Source organism: Amycolatopsis sp. NPDC033938, from assembly GCF_055575975.1.
In genome coordinates, this window is record NZ_JBVIRO010000003.1 from 313,015 (window position 1) to 332,504 (window position 19,490).

At 68.6% G+C, this 19,490-nt stretch carries 19 protein-coding genes; 10 read left to right on the top strand and 9 right to left on the bottom strand.

Annotated elements, in window-relative coordinates:
• Positions 1-537 precede the first annotated feature (537 nt).
• Positions 538-1,116, bottom strand: a complete 579-nt coding sequence (locus ACZ5ZX_RS11440) for a DUF2867 domain-containing protein (protein ID WP_465501897.1) — start codon at positions 1,114-1,116, stop codon at positions 538-540.
• Positions 1,113-1,397, bottom strand: a complete 285-nt coding sequence (locus ACZ5ZX_RS11445; RefSeq protein ID WP_465501898.1) for an antibiotic biosynthesis monooxygenase — start codon at positions 1,395-1,397, stop codon at positions 1,113-1,115. The genes ACZ5ZX_RS11440 and ACZ5ZX_RS11445 overlap by 4 nt, the downstream gene beginning before the upstream one ends.
• Positions 1,398-1,488: 91 nt before the next feature.
• Here ACZ5ZX_RS11445 and ACZ5ZX_RS11450 point away from each other — a divergent pair, with 91 nt between their 5' ends.
• Both ACZ5ZX_RS11450 and ACZ5ZX_RS11455 read left to right on the top strand, forming a co-directional pair.
• A complete protein-coding gene (locus ACZ5ZX_RS11450) occupies positions 1,489-2,037 on the top strand; it encodes a TetR/AcrR family transcriptional regulator (RefSeq protein ID WP_465501899.1) in 549 nt (182 codons plus the stop codon).
• A 24-nt stretch (positions 2,038-2,061) separates the two neighbouring features.
• Positions 2,062-2,496 (top strand): VOC family protein, encoded by a 435-nt coding sequence (locus tag ACZ5ZX_RS11455; RefSeq protein WP_465501900.1) that lies wholly within the window; start codon positions 2,062-2,064, stop codon positions 2,494-2,496.
• Between the two features lie 5 nt (positions 2,497-2,501).
• On the opposite strand, the gene ACZ5ZX_RS11460 is transcribed toward ACZ5ZX_RS11455, so the two are convergent.
• The 3 genes from ACZ5ZX_RS11460 to ACZ5ZX_RS11470 are packed head-to-tail and all read right to left on the bottom strand — an operon-like array spanning position 2,502 to position 4,242.
• The gene (locus ACZ5ZX_RS11460; RefSeq protein ID WP_162835874.1) at positions 2,502-2,648 is read right to left on the bottom strand and encodes a hypothetical protein; all 147 of its coding nucleotides are present in this window, start codon (positions 2,646-2,648) and stop codon (positions 2,502-2,504) included.
• The gene (locus ACZ5ZX_RS11465) at positions 2,645-3,868 is read right to left on the bottom strand and encodes a hypothetical protein (RefSeq protein ID WP_465501901.1); all 1,224 of its coding nucleotides are present in this window, start codon (positions 3,866-3,868) and stop codon (positions 2,645-2,647) included. The genes ACZ5ZX_RS11460 and ACZ5ZX_RS11465 overlap by 4 nt, the downstream gene beginning before the upstream one ends.
• Positions 3,865-4,242 (bottom strand): cupredoxin domain-containing protein, encoded by a 378-nt coding sequence (locus tag ACZ5ZX_RS11470; RefSeq protein WP_465501902.1) that lies wholly within the window; start codon positions 4,240-4,242, stop codon positions 3,865-3,867. Before ACZ5ZX_RS11470 ends, ACZ5ZX_RS11465 begins: the two co-directional genes overlap by 4 nt.
• Positions 4,243-4,353: 111 nt before the next feature.
• On the opposite strand from ACZ5ZX_RS11470, the gene ACZ5ZX_RS11475 reads away from it, so the two are divergent.
• From ACZ5ZX_RS11475 to mptB, 6 genes are all read left to right on the top strand, one after another.
• Entirely contained in the window at positions 4,354-6,144 is a 1,791-nt protein-coding gene (locus tag ACZ5ZX_RS11475; RefSeq protein ID WP_465501903.1) for a hypothetical protein, read from the top strand.
• A 330-nt stretch (positions 6,145-6,474) separates the two neighbouring features.
• Positions 6,475-8,262 carry an ABC transporter substrate-binding protein gene (locus ACZ5ZX_RS11480; RefSeq protein ID WP_465502166.1) on the top strand — a complete coding sequence of 596 codons (1,788 nt, stop codon included), beginning with the start codon at positions 6,475-6,477 and terminating at the stop codon, positions 8,260-8,262.
• Between the two features lie 9 nt (positions 8,263-8,271).
• A complete protein-coding gene (locus ACZ5ZX_RS11485; RefSeq protein ID WP_465501904.1) occupies positions 8,272-9,303 on the top strand; it encodes an ABC transporter permease in 1,032 nt (343 codons plus the stop codon).
• Positions 9,300-10,205, top strand: a complete 906-nt coding sequence (locus ACZ5ZX_RS11490; RefSeq protein WP_465501905.1) for an ABC transporter permease — start codon at positions 9,300-9,302, stop codon at positions 10,203-10,205. Before ACZ5ZX_RS11485 ends, ACZ5ZX_RS11490 begins: the two co-directional genes overlap by 4 nt.
• On the top strand, positions 10,202-11,851 hold the full coding sequence (gene nikE / locus ACZ5ZX_RS11495; protein WP_465501906.1) for a nickel ABC transporter ATP-binding protein NikE: 1,650 nt from the start codon (positions 10,202-10,204) through the stop codon (positions 11,849-11,851). The genes ACZ5ZX_RS11490 and nikE overlap by 4 nt, the downstream gene beginning before the upstream one ends.
• 83 nt (positions 11,852-11,934) lie before the next feature.
• Complete coding sequence (gene mptB / locus ACZ5ZX_RS11500; RefSeq protein ID WP_465501907.1) at positions 11,935-13,494, top strand: polyprenol phosphomannose-dependent alpha 1,6 mannosyltransferase MptB; 1,560 nt, start codon at positions 11,935-11,937, stop codon at positions 13,492-13,494.
• Positions 13,495-14,045: 551 nt separating this feature from the next.
• Here mptB and ACZ5ZX_RS11505 read toward each other — a convergent pair.
• The 4 genes from ACZ5ZX_RS11505 to ACZ5ZX_RS11520 are packed head-to-tail and all read right to left on the bottom strand — an operon-like array spanning position 14,046 to position 17,965.
• Complete coding sequence (locus ACZ5ZX_RS11505; protein WP_465501908.1) at positions 14,046-14,462, bottom strand: TIGR03668 family PPOX class F420-dependent oxidoreductase; 417 nt, start codon at positions 14,460-14,462, stop codon at positions 14,046-14,048.
• 2 nt (positions 14,463-14,464) lie between these two features.
• Entirely contained in the window at positions 14,465-15,091 is a 627-nt protein-coding gene (locus tag ACZ5ZX_RS11510; protein WP_465501909.1) for a class I SAM-dependent methyltransferase, read from the bottom strand.
• A gap of 49 nt (positions 15,092-15,140) precedes the next feature.
• Positions 15,141-16,028: a S66 peptidase family protein gene (locus tag ACZ5ZX_RS11515; RefSeq protein ID WP_465501910.1), complete on the bottom strand. Its 888-nt coding sequence runs from the start codon at positions 16,026-16,028 to the stop codon at positions 15,141-15,143.
• Positions 16,025-17,965 (bottom strand): alpha/beta hydrolase family protein, encoded by a 1,941-nt coding sequence (locus ACZ5ZX_RS11520; protein WP_465501911.1) that lies wholly within the window; start codon positions 17,963-17,965, stop codon positions 16,025-16,027. The genes ACZ5ZX_RS11515 and ACZ5ZX_RS11520 overlap by 4 nt, the downstream gene beginning before the upstream one ends.
• 143 nt (positions 17,966-18,108) lie before the next feature.
• On the opposite strand from ACZ5ZX_RS11520, the gene ACZ5ZX_RS11525 reads away from it, so the two are divergent.
• Positions 18,109-18,684: a DUF3090 domain-containing protein gene (locus tag ACZ5ZX_RS11525; RefSeq protein WP_125678033.1), complete on the top strand. Its 576-nt coding sequence runs from the start codon at positions 18,109-18,111 to the stop codon at positions 18,682-18,684.
• A 4-nt stretch (positions 18,685-18,688) separates the two neighbouring features.
• Entirely contained in the window at positions 18,689-19,471 is a 783-nt protein-coding gene (locus ACZ5ZX_RS11530; RefSeq protein WP_465501912.1) for an SCO1664 family protein, read from the top strand.
• Positions 19,472-19,490: the final 19 nt, after the last annotated feature.

Here is a 19,490-nt window from a genome sequence, read left to right on the forward strand (position 1 = left end):
GATGGTTGGAGCGAGTTCGGGCACTCGGGGTGTCCACAAAAGACACCTTTCCGGATACCGGTCCAACTTGAGCGGTTTGCGCGGTTTCGGGATGTGGTCGTGCCTCCTCGCCTGTCGTCAGTAGCGAAGGCCTCCTTCGCCACCTTGAGGGTCAATGCAAGGAACTTATTGAGGGGTAAGGCAAACATGGCGTGCCGCGGCGCGGGACCGGGCTGCCTGACGGGAGCCGGGCCGGGCCCTAGTGTCCACAAGGGACTCTTTTCCGAAGAAGGTTGTCCGACTCGGGTTGTTTGTGCGGTTGTGGACGGGGTCGTGAGTGGCAATGAGGGTTCTAACCCGAATCGCCACTCACGACCCCCATGCGGAACCGCGCACAGCGTCATCAATCGGACACCCAGTCCTCGAAAGGTGTCCCTTGTGGACAGTTGCTCCCGCGCCTCAACGGGAGTTCCTCGCCTGCCGCCAGGCGGCGAGCGGCGAGCCGGTCACGCCACGCTTGGCTTATCCGTCAAGAGAACCATCACCACTCGCGAGGCTTCAGGAGCGAGCCTTCCACTCCCGTTCGATCATGCGCATCAGCGCGGGATAGACGAACAGGTACCGGAACGGCTTGATGAACCCCATGTACGCCCGGCCGAACCTGCCGTTGGGTTTGACCAGCACCGCCAGCTGGCCGCGATACCGCCCCGGCCCGTCCTCGATCCACGCGAGATGCAGGACGCCGTGCATGGTCCGGTTCGCCATCTCCGCGGCGAATTCGTCGTCCAGCCGGTAGACCGGGGTGAACGGCAGCCAGTCCTCGTCGGGGCCGGTGGGGGTGTCGCGGAGGTCTTCCGGTAGCCGGTCGCGGAGTGAGCCGACCCGGGTGTCGAGACCGGAGTCCCGGTCGTCCAACCGGAACAGCGCGCCCAGCTTCCACCGCAGCGACCACAGCGCGCGGACGATCGCCGGGGCGCCGTCCGGGAAATTCCCCGACGAGAACTGCTTGACGAGCTTGGGGAAGTCGTCGGGACCGCCGGGGGTGCCGAGCGCCCAGACGTCTTCGAGCTCGAAGTCGCCGGCGATCTCGTGGATTCGCCACGAGCGTGTGGTGTGGGCCGTGTTCGCGAGTTTCATGCCGACACCAGCTGGACGATCTCGCGAGGGCGGACCTCGCGGTCGTCGAAGGCGACGTCCACCTCGGCCGATCCCAGTGCGCGCATCGAAGCGGCCTGTGCCGCTTCGGATTCCCAGCGAGCGATCGACACCACGGCGTCGCCGTCGGCGGTGACCCAGCATTCGGCGCCGAGACAGCCCGGGGTGGAGCGCAGCACCTCGGCGACCCGCCGGACCCGCGAGACGAAGGCGTCGTGATGGTCGGTGTGCGGGTAGTGCGTTGCTACGAAGCCGACAGTCATGTCGTTGTTCCTCCCAGTGCGTTCCGCCATCTATACGGTAGCGTATATATCGCTGTCGTAGTGATGGCGTGACGGGAGATACGGTGATCACATGGCCGCAGAGACCCGGACACCGCCGCAAGCGTGGATCGACGCGGGGCTGCGCGCGCTGGCCGCCGGAGGCCCCGGCGCCGTCCGGGTCGAGGCGCTCGCGAAGACGCTGGGAGTCACCAAAGGTGGCTTCTACGGCCATTTCGCCGACCGCGGCGCGCTGATCGAGGAAATGCTGGCCAGCTGGGAACGGACGAGCACCGGCGAACTGATCGCGAGCGTCGAACGCGAGGGCGGCGACGCGAAGGCGAAGATCCGGCGGGCGGGCATGCTCATCACCGAGCGGGTCCTGGCGGTCGACCTCGCCATCCGCGACTGGTCCCGCCGCGACCCCGAGGTCGCCGAACGGCTCAGGCGGGTCGACAACGAGCGGATGGACTACCTGCGGTCCCTCATGCGCGAGATCTTCACCGACGAAGACGAGGTCGAAGCCCGCTGCCTGCTGGCGTTCTCACTGCTCGTCGGCAAGCATTTCATGGCCGCCGACCACGGCGGCCGCAGCCGCGACGAGGTCACCGAGCTCGCCGGTACCCTGCTGCTCAAGGGCTAGTACGGGCGCCACTAGGGTGATCGAATGGCGTCGGTCAAACAGTTCCAGGTCACCTTCGACTGCGCGGAACCCGAGCGGGTCGCGCGTTTCTGGTGCGAGATTTTGGGTTACGTCGTGCCGCCGCCCCCGGAGGGGTTCGCCACCTGGGAAGAGTACGAGCGCACCCTGCCGCCCGAAGAGCGGGGCGCGTCGTTCGTCTGCAGTGATCCCACCGGGGTGGGCCCTCGGCTGTACTTCCAACGCGTACCCGAAGGCAAGGTCGTCAAGAACCGGGTGCACCTCTGTGTGCGGGCCGGCACCGGGCTCGTGGGTGACGAGCGCCTCGCCGCACTCGAGGCGGAGCGCGATCGCCTCGTCGCACTCGGCGCGGTATGCCAGCGGGTGATGCTCGCCGATGGTGTCAACGAATCGTGCATCGTGATGCAGGACATCGAGGGCAACGAGTTCTGCCTCGACTGAGCCGCCTACTCGTCGTCCTCTTCGGGAGTCGTCGGGACCTGCTTGCGCGCGACGTAGATGAGCAGCCCGATGATCACCACGGGGCCGACGAAGATGAGGATCTCGTCCCAGCCGCCCTGGTGCATCATCATCACCCGCGCCGCGATGGTCATGAGCCGGAGACCAGCGCGATCCCGAGTGCGGTGTAACCGATCATCAGTGCCAGCATGGGGTATTGGCCCACCTTGACGTAGTTCGCGCGCAGCACGCCGACGGAGCGATCATGGGCCGAGGTTACGGCCAGCACGTGCCCGGCGACGATTCCGGCGATCTGCACCAGCGCGATCACGCCCGTCGAGACGATCGTGTAATCGATCGCCCGGCCGAAGCCCTGCTGCCCGGAGAACACCGCGAACGAGAAGTAGTGCGCGACCGTGTACCCGACCATGATCGGGATCAGTGACGGCGCGAACGCGGGATACGGGTCGAACCCGCGTCGCAGATAGGGCCTGGTCAGGCTGATGGCACCCGCGTAGGCGCCGTAGGTGAGCGCGATACAGGCCGCGAGCCCCGCGGTGCCGCCGAGAACGCCGGCGTCCAGCGACGTCCAGAACGGGAGCCGGGTCAGACCGTCGAACGCCGTCGAGCCCAGCACCACGAGAACCAGAGCGGTCAGCCAGGGCGCGGGGGAGAGGGTGAGCAAGCCGTCCAGCGGATTCCGGAGCACGAGCCGCCCGTCGGATCGCCTGCCGAAGGGGGAGAGGCCCGCGATCAGGCGCGCGTAGACCTCGAAAGCGTCGCCGCGGTCGAACCAACCCGGACCGAAGACCACGCCGAACGCGATGTGTATAACGGCATACACGGTGCCGAACAGGGCGATCGCGCGAGGTGAGTCGGAGTGGGGAAAGACCAGTTCCAGCCAAAGAAACGCCAGGAGGCCGACGATCGCGGGCAGATAACCCCATCTGGGCGGAAGTTCACGATGCCGGACGGGGATGAGCGACGCGATCGTCCTCAGTGGATTGAGTCGCTGCCAGACCGGGCCGAACACCAGTGAAAGCGGCACCAGGCCGACCCAGAACCAGACGTAGAACCAGGCGGGAGCGGGGTTGTCGGCCGAACTGGCGGGACCGGCCCACGCCATCGCGAGAAAGCCCGCGAACAGCACCACGCCGAGCACTCGTGACGCCACCCTGAGCGACGCGCTGTCGACGAACCGTTGCAGGGCAAGGGGAAGCGCGCGGCCGGCGTCGGCACCGCGGAGTTTGGGTTCCTTCCAGAGCGCGGTGAGCGCGAAGAAGGAGACCACGACGGCCGCCGCTCCCGCGTAGAGCGCGAGCCACAGCGGGACCGGCAGATCGGACCGGCCGCCGAGACCGTGCGCCAGGATCATCCGCTCACCCGGAGCCTGGTCACCGCCGCGCCGCTCTTGTGCAGTTCCACCTCGAAGATCCCGTCGATGTTCGCGGTGAAGGCGACGGTCCCCGGCACTCCGGGGGAAAGCTGGGCGGCCTTGTCGTAACCGTGGACGTGCAGCTCGTCCGCCTGGTCGGAGGTGACCACCAGTGCGACGTTCTCGCCGGTGCGCACCGCGACCTCTTCCGGGCCGGCCGTGCGTTTGCCCTCGGTGATCGAGAATTCGACGGTCCGGGTGCCGGTGTCCGGGGCCGGATCCCGGCCCGGTTCGGAACCGGTCGATCCCGAACAGCCGGTCACGGCCAGCAGCGCGGCCACGGTGATCCCGCAGATCCCGCCGATCCTCCGCATCGAGGTCCCTCCAAGTCGTACGCCCCGGCTTGCCTGCCCGGGACCTTGCCCCTATCGTGTTACCCCAAGGTAACAGTTACTCAGGTTAGCAGGAAGGCGAGCACGGTGTTCATGGCTCAGGAGAGCCCGCCTGCCGGCGGCGCGCAATTCGGGCAGATCGTCATCGCGGGCCTGATGTTCACCGCGGTCTTCCTTCCCTTGGCTGTCTTCGTCCTCCGTGAGCGCGCGGGAAAGCGCACCGTCGTCGGCCGCGTCGCCGACTGGATGGGTGAATTCAGCGGGCTGCCACGCTGGGCGGCACTGCCGATGGTCGTCGCCTTCCTCTCCGGGATGTCGGCGCTGATCGGCGTCTACTGGGACGTGCCGATCCACATGGAACTCGGCCGCGACGAAGGACCGCTCGCGAATCCGTCGCACTACCCGATCTACTTCGGACTGATGGGCATCTTCGCCAGCGGCGTGCTCAGCGCGACCCTGGCGACCAAGGACCTGCCGAAGCGGACCTTCCGCATCGGCCCGCACTGGCGCGCACCGATGGGCTCCATCCAGATGATGGCGACCGGTCTGGTCGGCATCGCGGGCTTCCCGCTCGACGACGTCTGGCACCGCCTGTTCGGCCAGGACGTCACCGAATGGGGACCCACCCACGTACTGATGATCGGCGGCGGCGTCTGCGTCGTCCTCGGTCTGCAGCTGCTGCTCGGCGAGGCCCGCCAGGTCGGCGCGACCGGACCGATCGTGCGCCTGCTCGGGCCGGTGCTCGCCGGCGCCTGGATGATGGGCGCGTCGGCGTTCCTGATGGAGTTCGACCTCGGCGTGCCGCAGTTCCCGATGTTGTCGCAGGTCGTGCTCGTCGGCCTGATCGGCGCCTGGACGCTGACCTACGGACGGCTGTCCTGGGGCCCCGGCGGGGCGCTGATCGTGGTCGCGGTCTTCCTGGCCTCGCGTGCGTCGTTCACCGTCATCCCGCTGTTCGCCGACCTGCACGTGGCGTCGTTGCTGCCGTACGTCGCCGAAGCGGTGATCATCGAGGTCGTCGCCCTGGTGCTGCGTGGCAGGCAGGGATACTCCTTCGCCGTTGTCGCCGGGCTGCTCGTGGGGACGGCCGGGATGCTCGCCGAGGCGGCGTTCACCCAGTGGCTGATGCCGAATCCGTGGCCGACCGCCCATCTGCCGTTGTTCGTCCTGTTCGGAACCGGCGCGGCACTCGCGGGCGCGTTCATCGGCGTCTGGCAGCACGAACGGGTGGAGGAGACGGCGACCCAGGTGCCCGCCACCGGGCCCCGGCACTCGATCGGGCTCGTCGGCGCGCTGGGCGCGGTCGTCCTGATGTCGGCGGTCGCCGTCCCGCAGGACCCGGAAGCGGGCTTCACCGCCGACGTCCGGCTGACCGAGGCCGCCACCGGGCTGCCGATCTCGAACCCGCACGGTGGCGGTACGCCCCGATGGGTCGACGCGACCGTCACGATCTCCCGGCCCGACCTGGCCGACGATTCCGTCTGGTTGAACGGCTTCGCTTGGCAGGGTGGCGACTTCTTCACGGCGCCGCTGGAGAAGATCGGCGAGGGCGTGTACCGCACGGCGCAGCCGCTGCCGGTGTTCGGCCAGTGGAAGACCGGGATCCGGGTGCACGTGCCGAACCGGGTGATGGGGCTTGCCCCGATCTACGCGCCGGCCGACCCCGCCGCGAACGCGCCGTCGATCGACGCGGCGTCCGGCTCGCGTCCGTTCATGTCCGAGATCGAGTTCCTCCAGCGGGAACGGAAGTCCGAGACCCCCGCCGTGCTGTGGACGGTCGCCTACGCCGTCGTCGGCCTGATCTTCGCCGGGATGTGGGCGTTGTTCGCGTGGCTCTACGCGGCCGCGGCCGGCGCGCGGCGGCGTGAGGTCTCCGTCGGCTGACGAACCGCTTTGCTCGCACTTGGTCGCCACGTATCGATTGAGCATCATCCGGCGCAAGCCTTTTGCAAGCACGGTTCCCTTGAATACCCAGGACACTGCACGTGTTCCCGCTTCACGGGCCGAGCCGGTGACTCAAAGCTACTGAGCTCGAACGCAAAGTAGCTGCCGACCACGCGATGACGTCCACCGTGCACGATCGGTATTGGCGAGTCATTGCGCGGTTACCGCGACATGTGGTTACTTTTCCGCCTCGGGGGTTGGGACACAGCGAATTTCGATGGGGTGGTCTTCGTGCGCACAGAGCGTTTTCCCAGACGACGCGGTCTCCGCGTGGTCGCGGTTCTTGCCGCTTCGGCGGTCGCGACGGTGCCTTTCGCGCCGGTCGCGACGGCGCAGCAGCAGGGCAAGGTACTGCGGGTGGCGCTCACGACCGGCATCGACCACCTGAACCCCTTCACCGCCACGCTGTCGGCGGCGACGCAGGTCGGCCGGTTCAACTACGAGTTCCTCACCCTGCCTTCGGCGGAGGACACGCAGCCGACGGGCGGCGTCGCGGAGAAATGGTCGACTTCCGACGACAAGCTCACCTGGACCTTCACCATCCGACAGGGGATGAAGTGGTCCGACGGCAAGCCGGTGACCGCCCAGGACCCCGCGTACACCTTCCAGCGGATGCTCGACGACGAGAACGCCCGCACCGCGAACGGCAGCTACGTCACGAACTTCGCGTCGGTTTCGGCGCCGGACGACAAGACGCTCGTCATCAAGACGAAGACGCCGCAGGCGAGCATGACCGCGCTCGACGTCCCGATCGTGCCCAAGCACATCTGGGAACCGATCAAGGACCTCAACGCCCCCTCGACCGACGAGATGGCCGTCGTCGGCGTCGGCAGCGGCCCGTACCTGCTGACCGAGTACAAGAAGAACGAGTTCGTGAAGTTTAAGGCGAACAAGGACTACTGGCGTGGCGCGCCCAAGGTCGACGAACTGCAGCTGCTGCAGTTCAAGGACGCCGAAGCGGCGGTGAACGCGCTCAAGCAGGGCGAGGTCGACGTCATCAACCGGCTCACCCCGACGCAGTTCGACGCGCTCAAGGGCGAGAAGAACATCACCACGAACAAGGCGCCCGGCCGCCGGTACAACGAGCTCATCATCAACTTCGGCGTGAAGAACGTCGCCGACCAGCCGATCGGTGACGGCAACCCGCTGCTGAAGGACATCCGCGTCCGCAAGGCGATCGCGCAGGCCATCGACACCGAGTCGATCGTCCAGAAGGTGATGAGCGGCTACGGCCAGCCCGGAACCGGTGTCGTGCCCGCGATCTACAAGGCCTACACCTGGAGCCCGTCGGAGGCGGAGAAGACCAAGTTCGACATCGCCGCCGCGAACGCCACGCTCGACCAGGCGGGCTTCACCAAGGGTGCCGACGGCATCCGGGTCGCCCCCGGTGGCGCGAAACTGGAGTTCCGCCTCGCCGGCCACGCGAACCGCCCGTTCGACCAGCGGACCGCCCAGTTCGTCTCCGGTTGGCTTAAGGACGTCGGCATCGGCGTCAAGCAGGAACTCGTCTCCGACGACGAACTCGACGACCGCACCACCGCGGGCAACTACGACCTCGCCATCTCCGGTTACGGCACCTCGCCCGACCCGGATTACGCGCTGTCGCTCAACACCTGCGCCGCCCGTCCGAACGCGCAGGGCAACGGCGGGACCTCGGCCACCTTCTTCTGCGACCCGCAGTTCGAAGAGCTGTACAAGAAGCAGCTGACCGAGTTCGACCCGGCCAAGCGCGCCGAGATCGTCAAGCAGGCCCAGGCCGTGCTGGCGAACCAGTACGTCGACGTCGTGCTGGACTACGACAACGTGCTCGAGGCCTACCGCTCGGACAAGTTCGCCTCGTTCACCAAGCAGCCGCAGCCCGATGGCGCGATCCTCGAGCAGTCCGGCTACTGGGGCGTCTACGGCGCAACCCCCGCCGACGCGGCCGCCGCGAGCTCCGACGACGGCGGAAGCAACACCGGACTGTGGATCGGCATCGGCGCGGTCGTGCTCGTGGTGCTCGTCGGCGGCGGGGTGCTGCTCGGACGGCGCGGCAAGTCCGCCGAAGACCGGGAGTAAAGGACAGCGTTGAGCGAGGCACTCAGTTCTCTCGACCAGACCTCGGTGCTCGTCGACCCCGACGAGCACCGAGGCGGGACCGGCACCACGCGGTTCGTCCTCTCCAAGATCGGCGGCGCGCTGGCGAGCCTCGCGCTCGTCGTCGTCCTCGGCTTCTTCCTGTTCCGGACGCTGCCCGGTGATCCCGTGCGGTTCATGGTGCGCGACCGGCCGACGGATCCGGTGCAGATGGCGGAGCTGCGGGAGCAGTTGGGCGTGGACAAGCCCCTGCTCCGGCAGTTCTGGGACTACGTCGTCGGCTTGTTCCACGGCACCATGGGCGATTCCTATCTGCTGAAGCGTCCGGTCATGGACCTGATCGGCGAGCGGCTGTGGCCGACCATCCTGCTCGTCGGCAGCGCGACCGTGCTCGCGATCGCGCTCGGCCTGTGGCTCGGCATCCGGGCGGGCTGGCGCCGGGGGAGCAGGTTCGACAAGGTCCAAACAGGACTCGCGCTGACCCTGTGGTCGGTACCGCAGTTCTGGCTCGGGCTCATGCTGCTCGTCGCGACGAACGGCCTCTTTCCCAGCCGGGGCATGCATTCCCCGGACGCCGAGCCGGGCTTCTTCAGCGAAGGGCTCGACGTCCTCCACCATCTGGTGCTGCCGTGCGTGACCCTGCTGGTGGTGTTCTACGCCCAGTACATGCTGGTCATGCGCTCGTCGTTGATCGGTGAGATGAATTCGGACTACCTCACCACCGCACGGGCCAAGGGACTGCGGGACGACCTCGTGCGCAAGCGGCACGCGGTTCCCAACGCCCTGCTCCCGACGGTGACGCTGGTGTTCATGCAGTTCGGCATGGTGGTCTCGGGTGCGGTCTCGGTCGAGGCCGTGTTCAGCTGGCCAGGTCTCGGGCAGCTGCTCTACGAAGCGCTTCGCGGCCCGGACCTTCCTGTGCTGCAAGGCGTCTTCGTCACGCTCGCCGGCGCGGTGGTGCTGATGAACCTGCTCGCGGAACTGCTCTACCGCGTGCTCGACCCCAGGGTGCGGACGGCATGACGACAGCGGAAAAACCCGGTTCGATCGTCTGGCGCCGCCGTCGCGCGGCCGTGGCGAAACACTGGCACGAGTTCACCACCAACAAGGCGGGTGTCTTCGGGCTCGCGTTCCTCGCGATCATCACGGTGCTGGCCATCCTCGCGCCGGTGATCTCGGACGAGTCCGGCCTCGACGTCACCAAGGCCACCGGCGGTTCGCTGACCCCGCCCAGCGCGGAGTTCTGGCTCGGTACGGAGATCGACGGCCGCTCGGTGCTGCTGATGACGTTCTGGGGCGCGCGGATCTCGCTGCTCGTCGGCTTCTCGGCGGCGTTCCTCTCGGTACTGATCGGCACCGTCGTCGGGATCGCGGCCGCGCATTTCGGCGGCTGGCTGTCGGGACTGTTGCTGCGGTTCACGGACTTCTTCCTGGTACTGCCGTCGCTCGTCCTCGCCGTGGCGCTGGCCTCGGTGCTGGAGCAGGGCACGGCGACGGTGATCGTCGCCATCGGCGTCACCGCGTGGCCGAGTACCGCGCGGCTGGTCAGGGCCCAGACCCTGACGATCGAAGGCCGTCCGTACATCGAGCGCGCGAAGGCGCTCGGCGGCGGTCATCTGCACATCGTCGGCAAACACGTCCTGCCGGGCGTCATGCCGCTCGTGCTGGCCAACACGACCCTCGTCGTCGGCAACGCGGTCATCGCGGACGCGACGCTGGCCTTCCTCGGCGTCGGCAACCCGAACAGCATCTCGTGGGGCGCCATGTTGCAGGCCGCGCTGAACAACGGCGCGATCAGCAAGGGCGCCTGGTGGAACCTGCTGCCGCCGGGTATCGCGATCGTCGTGATCGTCCTCGCCTTCACCCTCGTCGGACGCGCGCTGGAGACCGTGCTGAACCCGCGCCTGAAGGGACAGCACTCATGAGCCCCTTGCTGGAACTGAAGAACCTCGGTGTCACCTACACGACCGGCAGTGGCGAGGTCGCCGCCGTCCGGGGCGTCGACCTGGTGCTCGAACCCGGCGACACCCTCGGGGTGGCGGGGGAATCGGGGTCGGGGAAGTCGACCGTCGCGATGAGCGTCCTGCGCCTGCTCCCGCGGTCGGCGAAGATCAGCGGCGAGATCCTGCTGGACGGCGAGGACGTCACGGCCATGAAGTGGGGCAGGCTGCGCGCGGTGCGCTGGGCCGAGGCCTCGGTCGTGTTCCAGGGCGCGATGCACGCGCTCAACCCGGTCCGCAAGATCGGCGAGCAGATCGCCGAGCCGATCCGCCTGCATCCGCCAGGCGGCAAGGCACCCTCGGACGCCGAGGTCCAGGCCAAGGTCGCCGAGCTGCTCGAACAGGTCGACCTGCCGCCCGGCCGCGCCGGGGCGTACCCGCACGAGCTGTCCGGCGGGCAGAAGCAGCGCGTCATGATCGCGATGGCGCTGGCCTGCTCCCCGCGGCTGATCATCGCGGACGAGCCGACCACCGCACTCGACGTCGTCGTCCAGGCCCAGGTGCTCGCCCTGCTCGGCAGGCTGGTCGCCGAGCAGGGGATCGGGCTGATCATGATCAGCCACGACCTGTCGGTGCTCGCCGCGACCTGCCGCCGGATCGCGGTGATGTACGACGGCGAGATCGTCGAAGAACGGCCGAGCGCGGAGTTGATGAACGCGCCACGGCACGAACACAGCAAGGCGCTGGCGGCCGCGTTCCCGACCGTCGGTGATCCGGCGTCGCGGTTCGCGCCCGCCACCAGCACGCCACTGCCACCGGAACCGGAACGCGCCGGTGACCAGCCCGCGCTCCTGGAGGCCGAGGACCTGCGCGTCAGCTTCCGCGACCGCACCGGCAAGCGGATCAACGCCGTCGCCGGAGTGAGTCTCCAGGTGCGGAAGGACGAGATCGTCGCGCTGGTCGGCCAGTCCGGCTCCGGTAAGACGACCCTCGCCAGGACACTGCTCGGGCTGCAGAAACCCGACTCCGGGGCGGTGCGTTACGACGGCAAACCCGTCCCGCTGGGCGGCGCCGGGCTCAAGGCGTACCGGCGGCAGGTCCAGCTGGTCCTGCAGGACCCGACCAGCGCGCTGAACCCGAACCACACGGTGTACGAGGCCGTCGCGGAAGGCCCGCGAATCCACGGTATGGGCGCGACCGAGCACGATATCGTCATCAAGGCACTCGAAGCGGCCGAACTGCGGCCGGCGGAGAAGTTCCTCGACCGGCTCCCGCACGAGTTGTCCGGCGGGCAACGGCAGCGCGTGGTCATCGCGGGCGCGCTCGCGCTGAACCCTGGCGTGGTCGTGGCCGACGAACCGGTGGCGTCGCTCGACGCGTCGGTGCGCGGGGAGATCCTCGCGCTGCTGCTGCGCCTGCGGCGTGAGCTGGGTCTCGCCGGGCTCGTGATCACGCACGACCTGGGACTGGCGTGGAACATCGCCGACCGGGTCGCGGTCATGTACCGCGGGGAGCTGGTGGAGGTCGGTACCGTGGAAGAGGTCCTGCTGGACCCGAAGCACGAGTACACGAAGTCGCTGCTCGCCGCGTTGCCGGGAGGTACCGCTCAGCGGGCGGCGGCGGACCGCTGACCGACGGGAATCCCGTGTCCGACGCGGGAAATACCCATTGCCGCGCACACGCACAGGCGCGGTGTGTAACCTCCAATCTCGAAATGGTGACCACGACAGACCCCCAGCAGACGCCCTCGGCCGGTTCGCTCGGCGAGCGGCTCCGGGTGCCTTCCCGCTTCCCGTACCGCACGATCGCGATGGGAACCGTGGGCAGCACGCTGCTGATGCTGGCCGCGCTCGGGGCGGGCGGCATCCTCGTCCGTGACCCGATCCTGGGCCACGGACCCTTGTCGTGGATCCGTTACGGCCACGGCCGTCTCCTGGCCAACGCGATGCTCTACCTCGGCTTCGGGCTGATCATCTGGGCGTGGGTCCGGCTGGGCCGCTACGCGCTCGCCGGGCGGATCGGCAGCCGTCCGATCGTGATCGCGGCGGCCTGCTGGATGGCGCCGCTGCTGGTGTCGCCGCCGCTGTTCACCCGCGACGTCTTCTCCTACCTCGCGCAGGGCGCGCAGCTGCTGAACGGCCTCGATCCGTACGCCAACGGCCCGGCCGAGCTGGTCGTGCTGCCGGACGTCGTGCAGAACGTGCACCCGCTGTGGCAGACCACGCCCGCGCCGTACGGCCCGCTGTTCCTGCTGGTCGCCAAGGGCATCGTCTCGGTCACCGGCAACGACATGATCGCCGGGGTCATCGCGACCAGGCTCGTGCTGATGATCGGCCTGATCGGCATGCTGTGGTCACTGCCGCGGCTGGTCAAGCATCTCGGCGGGAAACTCCCGATCACGCTCTGGCTGGCCATCGCCAGCCCGATGACGGTCATCCACCTCGTCGGCGGTCCGCACAACGACCTGCTGATGCTGGGCTTCCTCACCATCGGCGTGCTGGCCGCGCTGGAACGCAAGCACGTCCTCGCGATCGTCCTGGTCACCATCGGCATGCTGATCAAGCCGACCGCCGCCTGGGCATTGCCGTTCCTGGTCTGGGTGTGGGCGAACCACCTGCCCGGTGACCGGAAGGTGGTCAACTTCTTCCGCGCCGGCGCCGCGTCGGTCGGGATCTTCCTGCCGGTGTTCGTCGCGGGAACCTGGATTTCGCTCGGTTCGGTGAACCTCGGCTGGCTCACCGGCCTCAAGGCGCCGACGCTGATCGCGAACTGGATGAACTTCCCGACCGGGATCGGCGAGATCGTCTACTCGCTGGTGAACCTGGTGATCGACGTCGAAGTGTCACCGTTCGTCACCGTGTTCCGGGCGATCGCGATGGTCGGCCTGTTCGTCTTCGCCGGCCGCCAATGGTGGCTCGCCCGCAACGGCGGCAACCCGGCGATCCACCGGATGGCGATCGTCCTGCTGGCCGGCGCGATCGTCCCACCGCCGTCGCTGCCGTGGTACCTGACCTGGGGCTTCGTGGTTCTTTCTGCCTTCGAATGGCGTCGTCGGAACCTTGCCGTCGTCGTCGCGGTCTCGGTGTTCGTGACGCTGGTGTACTACCCGACAGGGGAGCAGGCGCTGTACGACTGGTGGTTCATGGCGGGTGTCGTCGCCGCGAGTGTCTACGCCGCCGCCTCGCTGCTGCGGCCGGATCCGCTGGGGATCATCGCCGCTTGGCGGGGGAAGCCGGTGGAGCAGTTCCTGCCCGCCGAGGCGCCGCGCTCTTGATCGCTTGAAAGCGCGTGTAGGCCCTCTCCACTGACTCGTTGTCTGATTGCGGAGTGGATGCCCGGTGGCGTGTCCCGCGCGGGACCGGGCTGCCTGACGAAAGCCGGGCCGTGCCTCCAGTGTCCATAAGGGACACTTTTCTGGAGATGGGTGTCCGGCTTGTGTGGTTTGTGCTGTGTTGCGCGCCCACCTCAGCGGGGAGCTCCTCGCCTGCCGCCGGGGCGGTCGGGTGGGGAAGATTCCGGTCGTTGAGCGTCCGGAATCTTCCCCGCTCGGTCGCCGGTCCACCGGTCGTGATCAAGGGGTGAGACCGGGCGACGATGCCCGCGGAACCACCCTCGTCCAGGTCAGGCCAAGCACGGCAGCGAGCCGATCGCGCCAGCTTCAGCACCCACGACCCCCTTCACAAAACCGTGAGAAGTGCCCTGTATGGATGATCGCAAGAGCGTCAGGTCACTGTGATGGGTCTACGGCCGCCTCCCAGCGTATAATGACCTATACGGCGTGGCGCTGGCTTTGTTGACGTAAAACGGCAACAAAGCCAAAAAAGCTCAGGAAGCCCGCCACCCTCGCCAAGCGTGGACGAGAGTGCTCACCACGGCATGCGGAGCAGGCTGCTCTTCGTACTGCGGATACTTCTCCCGCAGCAGCCGCACCGGCAGCGCCTGCTCGTCGGGATCGGTCAGCACCCGGGCGACCCCGTCGGCCCGTGCCCACCACAGTCCGGCCCAGTCCTCGTCGTAGTGGTCGGTCAAGAAGCTGACCTTCGGGTTCTCGGCGATGTTCTTCAGCCGTCGCAGCGCTGTCGTGCTCTTCGGCTTGTGATCGATCGCGAAGGCCACCGAATCCCCTTCGACGACGAAGGTCACCGGGACCAGATGCGGCACGCCGTCCGCCCCCGTCGTCGCCAGCCTCGCGATCCGCTCGCCCTCGAACCGGGCGCGGGCTTCCTCCGGGGACAAGCGCATGCCTAGACGCTACGCCGTACCCGGAGCACGTTGTCCGAACGCGTCCCCGGTTGCCCCTCCGGCCCCGGGTGGTCGTGCGTGATCAGATCCTGCAGTTCCACGGTCCATTCGCCTTCGTCCAGCGCCAGCGCTTCGAGTACCTCGGCCGGCGTGGGGAAATGGACGTCCTTGTGGGGCGGGTCTTCCATCCAGGTCGGCCAGCCTGCGTGGCCTGCGACCAGCAGTGTGCCGCCCGGCGCGGTGGCTTCGGCGGCACGGCGGAGCGCCTTGTCCCGGCCGCCGTCCTCCTCGACGGGGGAGTGGAAGAACTGCGCCGAGACGAGGTCGAACCGCCCCTCGGGGAACGAGACCGCGAGGTCATGGCGTTCCCAGGTGATGCCTTCGGCACCGGCTTCGGCCGCGTGCGCGGCGGCACGCTCCAGAGCGGTGTCCGAAATGTCGACGGCGGTGACGCGCCAGCCTTGCCGCGCGAGCCAGATCGCGTCGCCGCCTTCGCCGCATCCGAGGTCGAGTGCGGTGCCGGGGGTCAGATCGGCGGCTTCGCGTACCAGCAACGGGTTCGCTTTCCCGCTCCAGACCTGGTCCTTGTCGCGGTAGAAGTCTTCCCAGAACTGTCGTGTGGAATCCATGCCGGAAACGATGCCCGCGATCTCGCCGAAACCGCCAGTCCTGTTGCCGTTATGGCAAAATCCGCAGTGTTCCCCGGTCCGCGTCGAGGGTGGCCCGCGCGCCGAGGGGGATGGTCGGCGATGCCGGGACGTGGCCGAAGCCGAAGTTCCACACCGCTGGCACGCCGAGCGAGCCCAGGCGGTCGAGCATCAGGTTTCGGATCGCTTCGGGCTCGCCGCACGCCTTCCACGAGCCCAGTACGACACCCTGGACGCCGTCGAGCCAGCCGGATCGCAGCAGTTGGGTCACCATCCGGTCGATCCGGTACACCGGTTCGGTGACGTCTTCCAGCAGCACGATCGCGTCTCGCGCGGAGCCCTGCTCGGGAGTGCCGAGGCCCGAGACGAGCAGGGAGAGGTTGCCGCCGATGAGCGTGCCGGTCGCGGTGCCCGGCACCAGCGGCGACGCCGTCGGCGAGGCGATCGTCCGCACCTCGTCCGGTTCGAACAGCGACAGCCGCAGGTGTTCGGCGGCCACCGCGTCGAACAGGGTGGTGGCGGGCAAGGGGGAGAACAGGGTTTCCAGTCCCAAGTGGACATTCACCGCCCGGTGCAGCGCGGTCACGTCGCTGGATCCGGCGAACATCTTCGGCCCGGCCGCCCGCAGCGCCGTCCAGTCGACCAGGTCGAGCATCCGCTGGGAGCCGTAGCCGCCGCGGGCGGCGAGAACGCAGGTCACGCCCGGATCCAGCCACGCCCGCGTGAACTCGGCGGCCCGCGCCTCGTCGGAGGCGGAGAGATAGCCGTCGCGGACGGCGCGCACGCACTCACCGACGCCGACCTCGACACCCCAGCCGCGCAGTACCGGCAAGGCCTTCTCGACGAGGTCCGCCGGGACCGGACCCGCGGGAGCGACCAAGGCGATCGTGTCACCCGGCCGCGTCTTCGGCGGCCTCACCGGCTCAGCCGGAGCTTCGGCACGCCGGGGGTTTCGAAGCCGAGAACCTGGCCGTAGAACGACAACTCCGCTTCGAGCGCGGCCACGATCGTCTCCGCCTTCCGGAAACCGTGCTGCTCGCCCTCGAACCTCAGGTAAGCGTGGTCGATGCCCCGCCCCGCCAGTCCTGCCACGAATCGGTCCGCCTGTTCGGGCGGGCAGATCTCGTCCTCCAGGCCCTGCAGGAACAGCAGCGGCCCGGCGACCGTGCCTGCGTTGTGGATGGGGGAGCGATCCCGGTAGCGCTGCTCGGCCTCGGGCAGCGGGCCGATCAGCCCGTCGAGGTATCGGGACTCGAAGTCGTGTGTCTCGCCGCCGTCGCCGGTCCACTGATAGAGGTCGAGGATCGGGTACATCACGGTGCCCGCGCGGTAGGTGGTCGTGGTGGTCAGCGACGCGGCGGAGGTGTACCCGCCCGCGCTGCCGCCGCGGATCGCCATCCTGTCGCCGTCGACGGTGCCTTCGGAGGCGAGGGTTTCGGCGACGGCGACGCAATCGGCGACGTCGACGACACCCCACTGTTCACGGAGCCGTTCGCGGTAGGCGCGCCCGTAGCCGGTCGAGCCGCCGTAGTTCACCGTGACGACGGCGAGGCCGCGGCTGGTGAAGTAGGCGATCTCGAAGTCGAGTACCGCGCTGTCGCGGCCGGTCGGCCCGCCGTGCGGGTAGACCAGCAGCGGTGGCCGTTCGCCTTCCGGCGCGGCGAAGTCGGCGTTCGCGGGAAGGTAGACGAAGGCGGGGACCCGGTCGCCGTCGGCGGTTTTGAAGATCCGCTCCACGGGCGCCGAGAGGTAGTCCGGCGACGGCGGTTCGGGTGCCGACGCGAGTTCGGTCATCGTGCCGCCCTCGAGATCGACCTTGACCACGGCGCCTTCCCGGTCCGGTCCGGCCGCGACGCCGACGATGCCACCGTCGTGGACCGCGAAACCGTTGATGGACCACGCGGTCAGGCCGGCGGCCGCCGCCACCGGCGTCACGTCCCGTGTCGCCTCGTCCAGGATGGCGAGCTTGCCCGACGCGATGACGGCGAACCGGCCGTCGCCGAGCGGGGTGAACCAGCGCGCGCCGAGTTTCCACATCGCGCCGCCGATCTCCGCTTCGGCGGGCGCCAGATTCGTGATGCCGCCGTCGAGTCCGACGCGGTGCAGATTCCACCAGCCGTCGGGATCCAGTAGCGCCAGCAGGCTGTCGGCGGATTCCCATTCGACCTGGCAGACGGCGACGTCGGCCGCGCCGGCGAGTACGTGATGGGGGCCGAACGTGCCGTCTTCGCGGACGTCGGCGACGCACAGTTCCGTGCCGTCCCATGGCATCGCGGGATGGTTCCAGCCGATCCACGCCGCCCGCGCGCCGTCTGGCGAGAGTTGCGGCGCGGTGAGGAAGTGATGGCTCGCGGTCAGGACCCGTTCCGGGCCGCCGCCGAGGGGGAGCGCGATGAGGTCCCTGTCGATGTCGACGCGCCTGGGGCCGGTGCTGCGTTCGCGGACCAGCCACACCTCGCCGGGGCGGCCGGGCCGGAGGTCGCTGTAGCGGATCCCGTGCCGGGTCGGGGGTTCCGGCGTCAGTGGAGTGGTCTCGCCGGTGGTGAGATCGCGGCGGTAGACCCGCTGATCCGCCCAGTGGGTGAACACGAGGACGTCGCCGTCCACCAGCCAGGGGCGGCCGCCGTACTCGTGCACGCGGTTCCGGACGTTCCACGGAGCGGGAAGGACGTCTTCGGCCGTGCCGTCCGCGCGTGCTCGCACGAGGGTGACGCGGCCGCCGTCGCCGGTGCGCGGTTCGGCCCACCAGACCTCGTCGCCGACCGTCGCGAGCCATTGCGCGTTGACTCCCGAGGCCGCGACATCGGCGGCCGACAGGGGGGATGTCCAGGTGCCGTAAGGGGCGATCTCAACCACAGCTGAAGACTAGGATCGCCGCTTTGCCCGGGGTGGCCCGGGGCACACCCACGACCTGGCGATCCGTCGCGCCGTTCGCCCACGGCTGAACGGTGGGGCGGCGGATGCCGATCATGTGGCTGTGGCCTAGGGTCAAAGGTGCCATGTCTCGCGTAATCCACGTCTTCCGCCAGCCCGACCGGTTCGTCGCAGGAACCGTCGGTGAGCCCGGCGACCGCACCTTCTACCTCCAAGCGTCCGAGGACGTCCGCACGATCAGTGTGACGATCGAAAAACAGCAGGTCGTGGTCTTGGCCGAAAGGCTCGGTTCGCTGCTGGAAGAGGTCGCCAGCCGGTTCGGCGCGGACGTACCGGACGACGCGCCCGACGAACTGCTCGACGTCGACCCCCTGACCGTCCCGGTCGAGGAGGAGTTCCGCGTCGGCACGATGGGTCTCGGCTGGGACGCCGAGAGCAGCGCCGTCGTCATCGAGCTGCTCGCGATGACGGAGGGGGAGGTGGACGAAACGGTCGTTCTGGACGACACCGAAGAGGGGCCGGACGCGGTCAGGGTCTTCCTGAGCCCCGGCGCGGCGCGGGCGTTCGCCGAACGTGCCGACCGGGTGGTCAACGCCGGCCGCAAACCGTGCCCGCTGTGCGCCGAGCCGCTCGACCCGGCGGGGCATATCTGCCCGCGGCAGAACGGGTACCGGCGCGACGTCGACGTCCTCGAGGACTGACCAGGTGGCGGAGACTTCGCGGGAGCTGGTGACACGCGGCAAGATCGATGTCGAAGGCAGGCTGGTCGACGCCTCCAACGTCACGCTCTTCTGCAAGATCGAGCTCGACGGTGTGACCGGCAACGCCGTGTACAAGCCGGTGTCGGGTGAACGGCCGCTGTGGGACTTCCCGGACGGGACGCTCGCGGGCCGCGAGGTCGCGACCGCCATGGTCTCCGAAGCCGCCGGGCTCGGCGCGATCCCGCCGACGGTGCTGCGTGACGGGCCGTTCGGGCCGGGCATGGTGCAGCTGTGGATCGAGACCACCGAAGAGGAATTGGTCGACGTCCGGTCCCCGGAGAGCCTGCCGGAGGACTGGCGTGTCGTGCTGCACGCGCACGATCGCGACGGCGAGCCCGCGGTGCTCGCGCACGCGGATCGGCCGGGGATGCGGGAACTGGCCGTGCTCGACATCGTGGTCAACAACACCGACCGCAAGGGCGGTCATGTGCTCGCCGGCGCGGACGGCCGGATCTACGGGGTGGATCACGGGATCTGCCTGCACACCGACCCGAAGCTGCGGACGGTGCTGTGGGGCTGGATCGGTGAACCGCTCACCGAGACCGAGATCGGCAAGCTGCGCGGGCTGCGCGAGCGGATCGACGGTGAACTCGGTGAGGCGCTGAGCGAGCATCTCACCGGTTTCGAGATCCGTGCCTTGGCCGAACGTGCCGATCTGCTTCTGGCGGAGGGTGTGTTCCCGGAGCCGGGTGACGACTGGCGCGCCATCCCGTGGCCGCTGTTCTGACCGACTGATCGCTGGGGGC

Excerpts from the sequence above, each read along its gene's own strand:
- ACZ5ZX_RS11440 (WP_465501897.1), bottom strand. The coding sequence starts at position 1,116 with ATGAAACTCGCGAACACGGCCCACACCACACGCTCGTGGCGAATCCAC.
- ACZ5ZX_RS11445 (WP_465501898.1), bottom strand. The coding sequence starts at position 1,397 with ATGACTGTCGGCTTCGTAGCAACGCACTACCCGCACACCGACCATCAC.
- ACZ5ZX_RS11450 (WP_465501899.1), top strand. The coding sequence starts at position 1,489 with ATGGCCGCAGAGACCCGGACACCGCCGCAAGCGTGGATCGACGCGGGG.
- ACZ5ZX_RS11455 (WP_465501900.1), top strand. The coding sequence starts at position 2,062 with ATGGCGTCGGTCAAACAGTTCCAGGTCACCTTCGACTGCGCGGAACCC.
- ACZ5ZX_RS11460 (WP_162835874.1), bottom strand. The coding sequence starts at position 2,648 with ATGACCATCGCGGCGCGGGTGATGATGATGCACCAGGGCGGCTGGGAC.
- ACZ5ZX_RS11465 (WP_465501901.1), bottom strand. The coding sequence starts at position 3,868 with ATGATCCTGGCGCACGGTCTCGGCGGCCGGTCCGATCTGCCGGTCCCG.
- ACZ5ZX_RS11470 (WP_465501902.1), bottom strand. The coding sequence starts at position 4,242 with ATGCGGAGGATCGGCGGGATCTGCGGGATCACCGTGGCCGCGCTGCTG.
- ACZ5ZX_RS11475 (WP_465501903.1), top strand. The coding sequence starts at position 4,354 with ATGGCTCAGGAGAGCCCGCCTGCCGGCGGCGCGCAATTCGGGCAGATC.
- ACZ5ZX_RS11490 (WP_465501905.1), top strand. The coding sequence starts at position 9,300 with ATGACGACAGCGGAAAAACCCGGTTCGATCGTCTGGCGCCGCCGTCGC.
- nikE (WP_465501906.1), top strand. The coding sequence starts at position 10,202 with ATGAGCCCCTTGCTGGAACTGAAGAACCTCGGTGTCACCTACACGACC.
- mptB (WP_465501907.1), top strand. The coding sequence starts at position 11,935 with ATGGTGACCACGACAGACCCCCAGCAGACGCCCTCGGCCGGTTCGCTC.
- ACZ5ZX_RS11505 (WP_465501908.1), bottom strand. The coding sequence starts at position 14,462 with ATGCGCTTGTCCCCGGAGGAAGCCCGCGCCCGGTTCGAGGGCGAGCGG.
- ACZ5ZX_RS11510 (WP_465501909.1), bottom strand. The coding sequence starts at position 15,091 with ATGGATTCCACACGACAGTTCTGGGAAGACTTCTACCGCGACAAGGAC.
- ACZ5ZX_RS11525 (WP_125678033.1), top strand. The coding sequence starts at position 18,109 with ATGTCTCGCGTAATCCACGTCTTCCGCCAGCCCGACCGGTTCGTCGCA.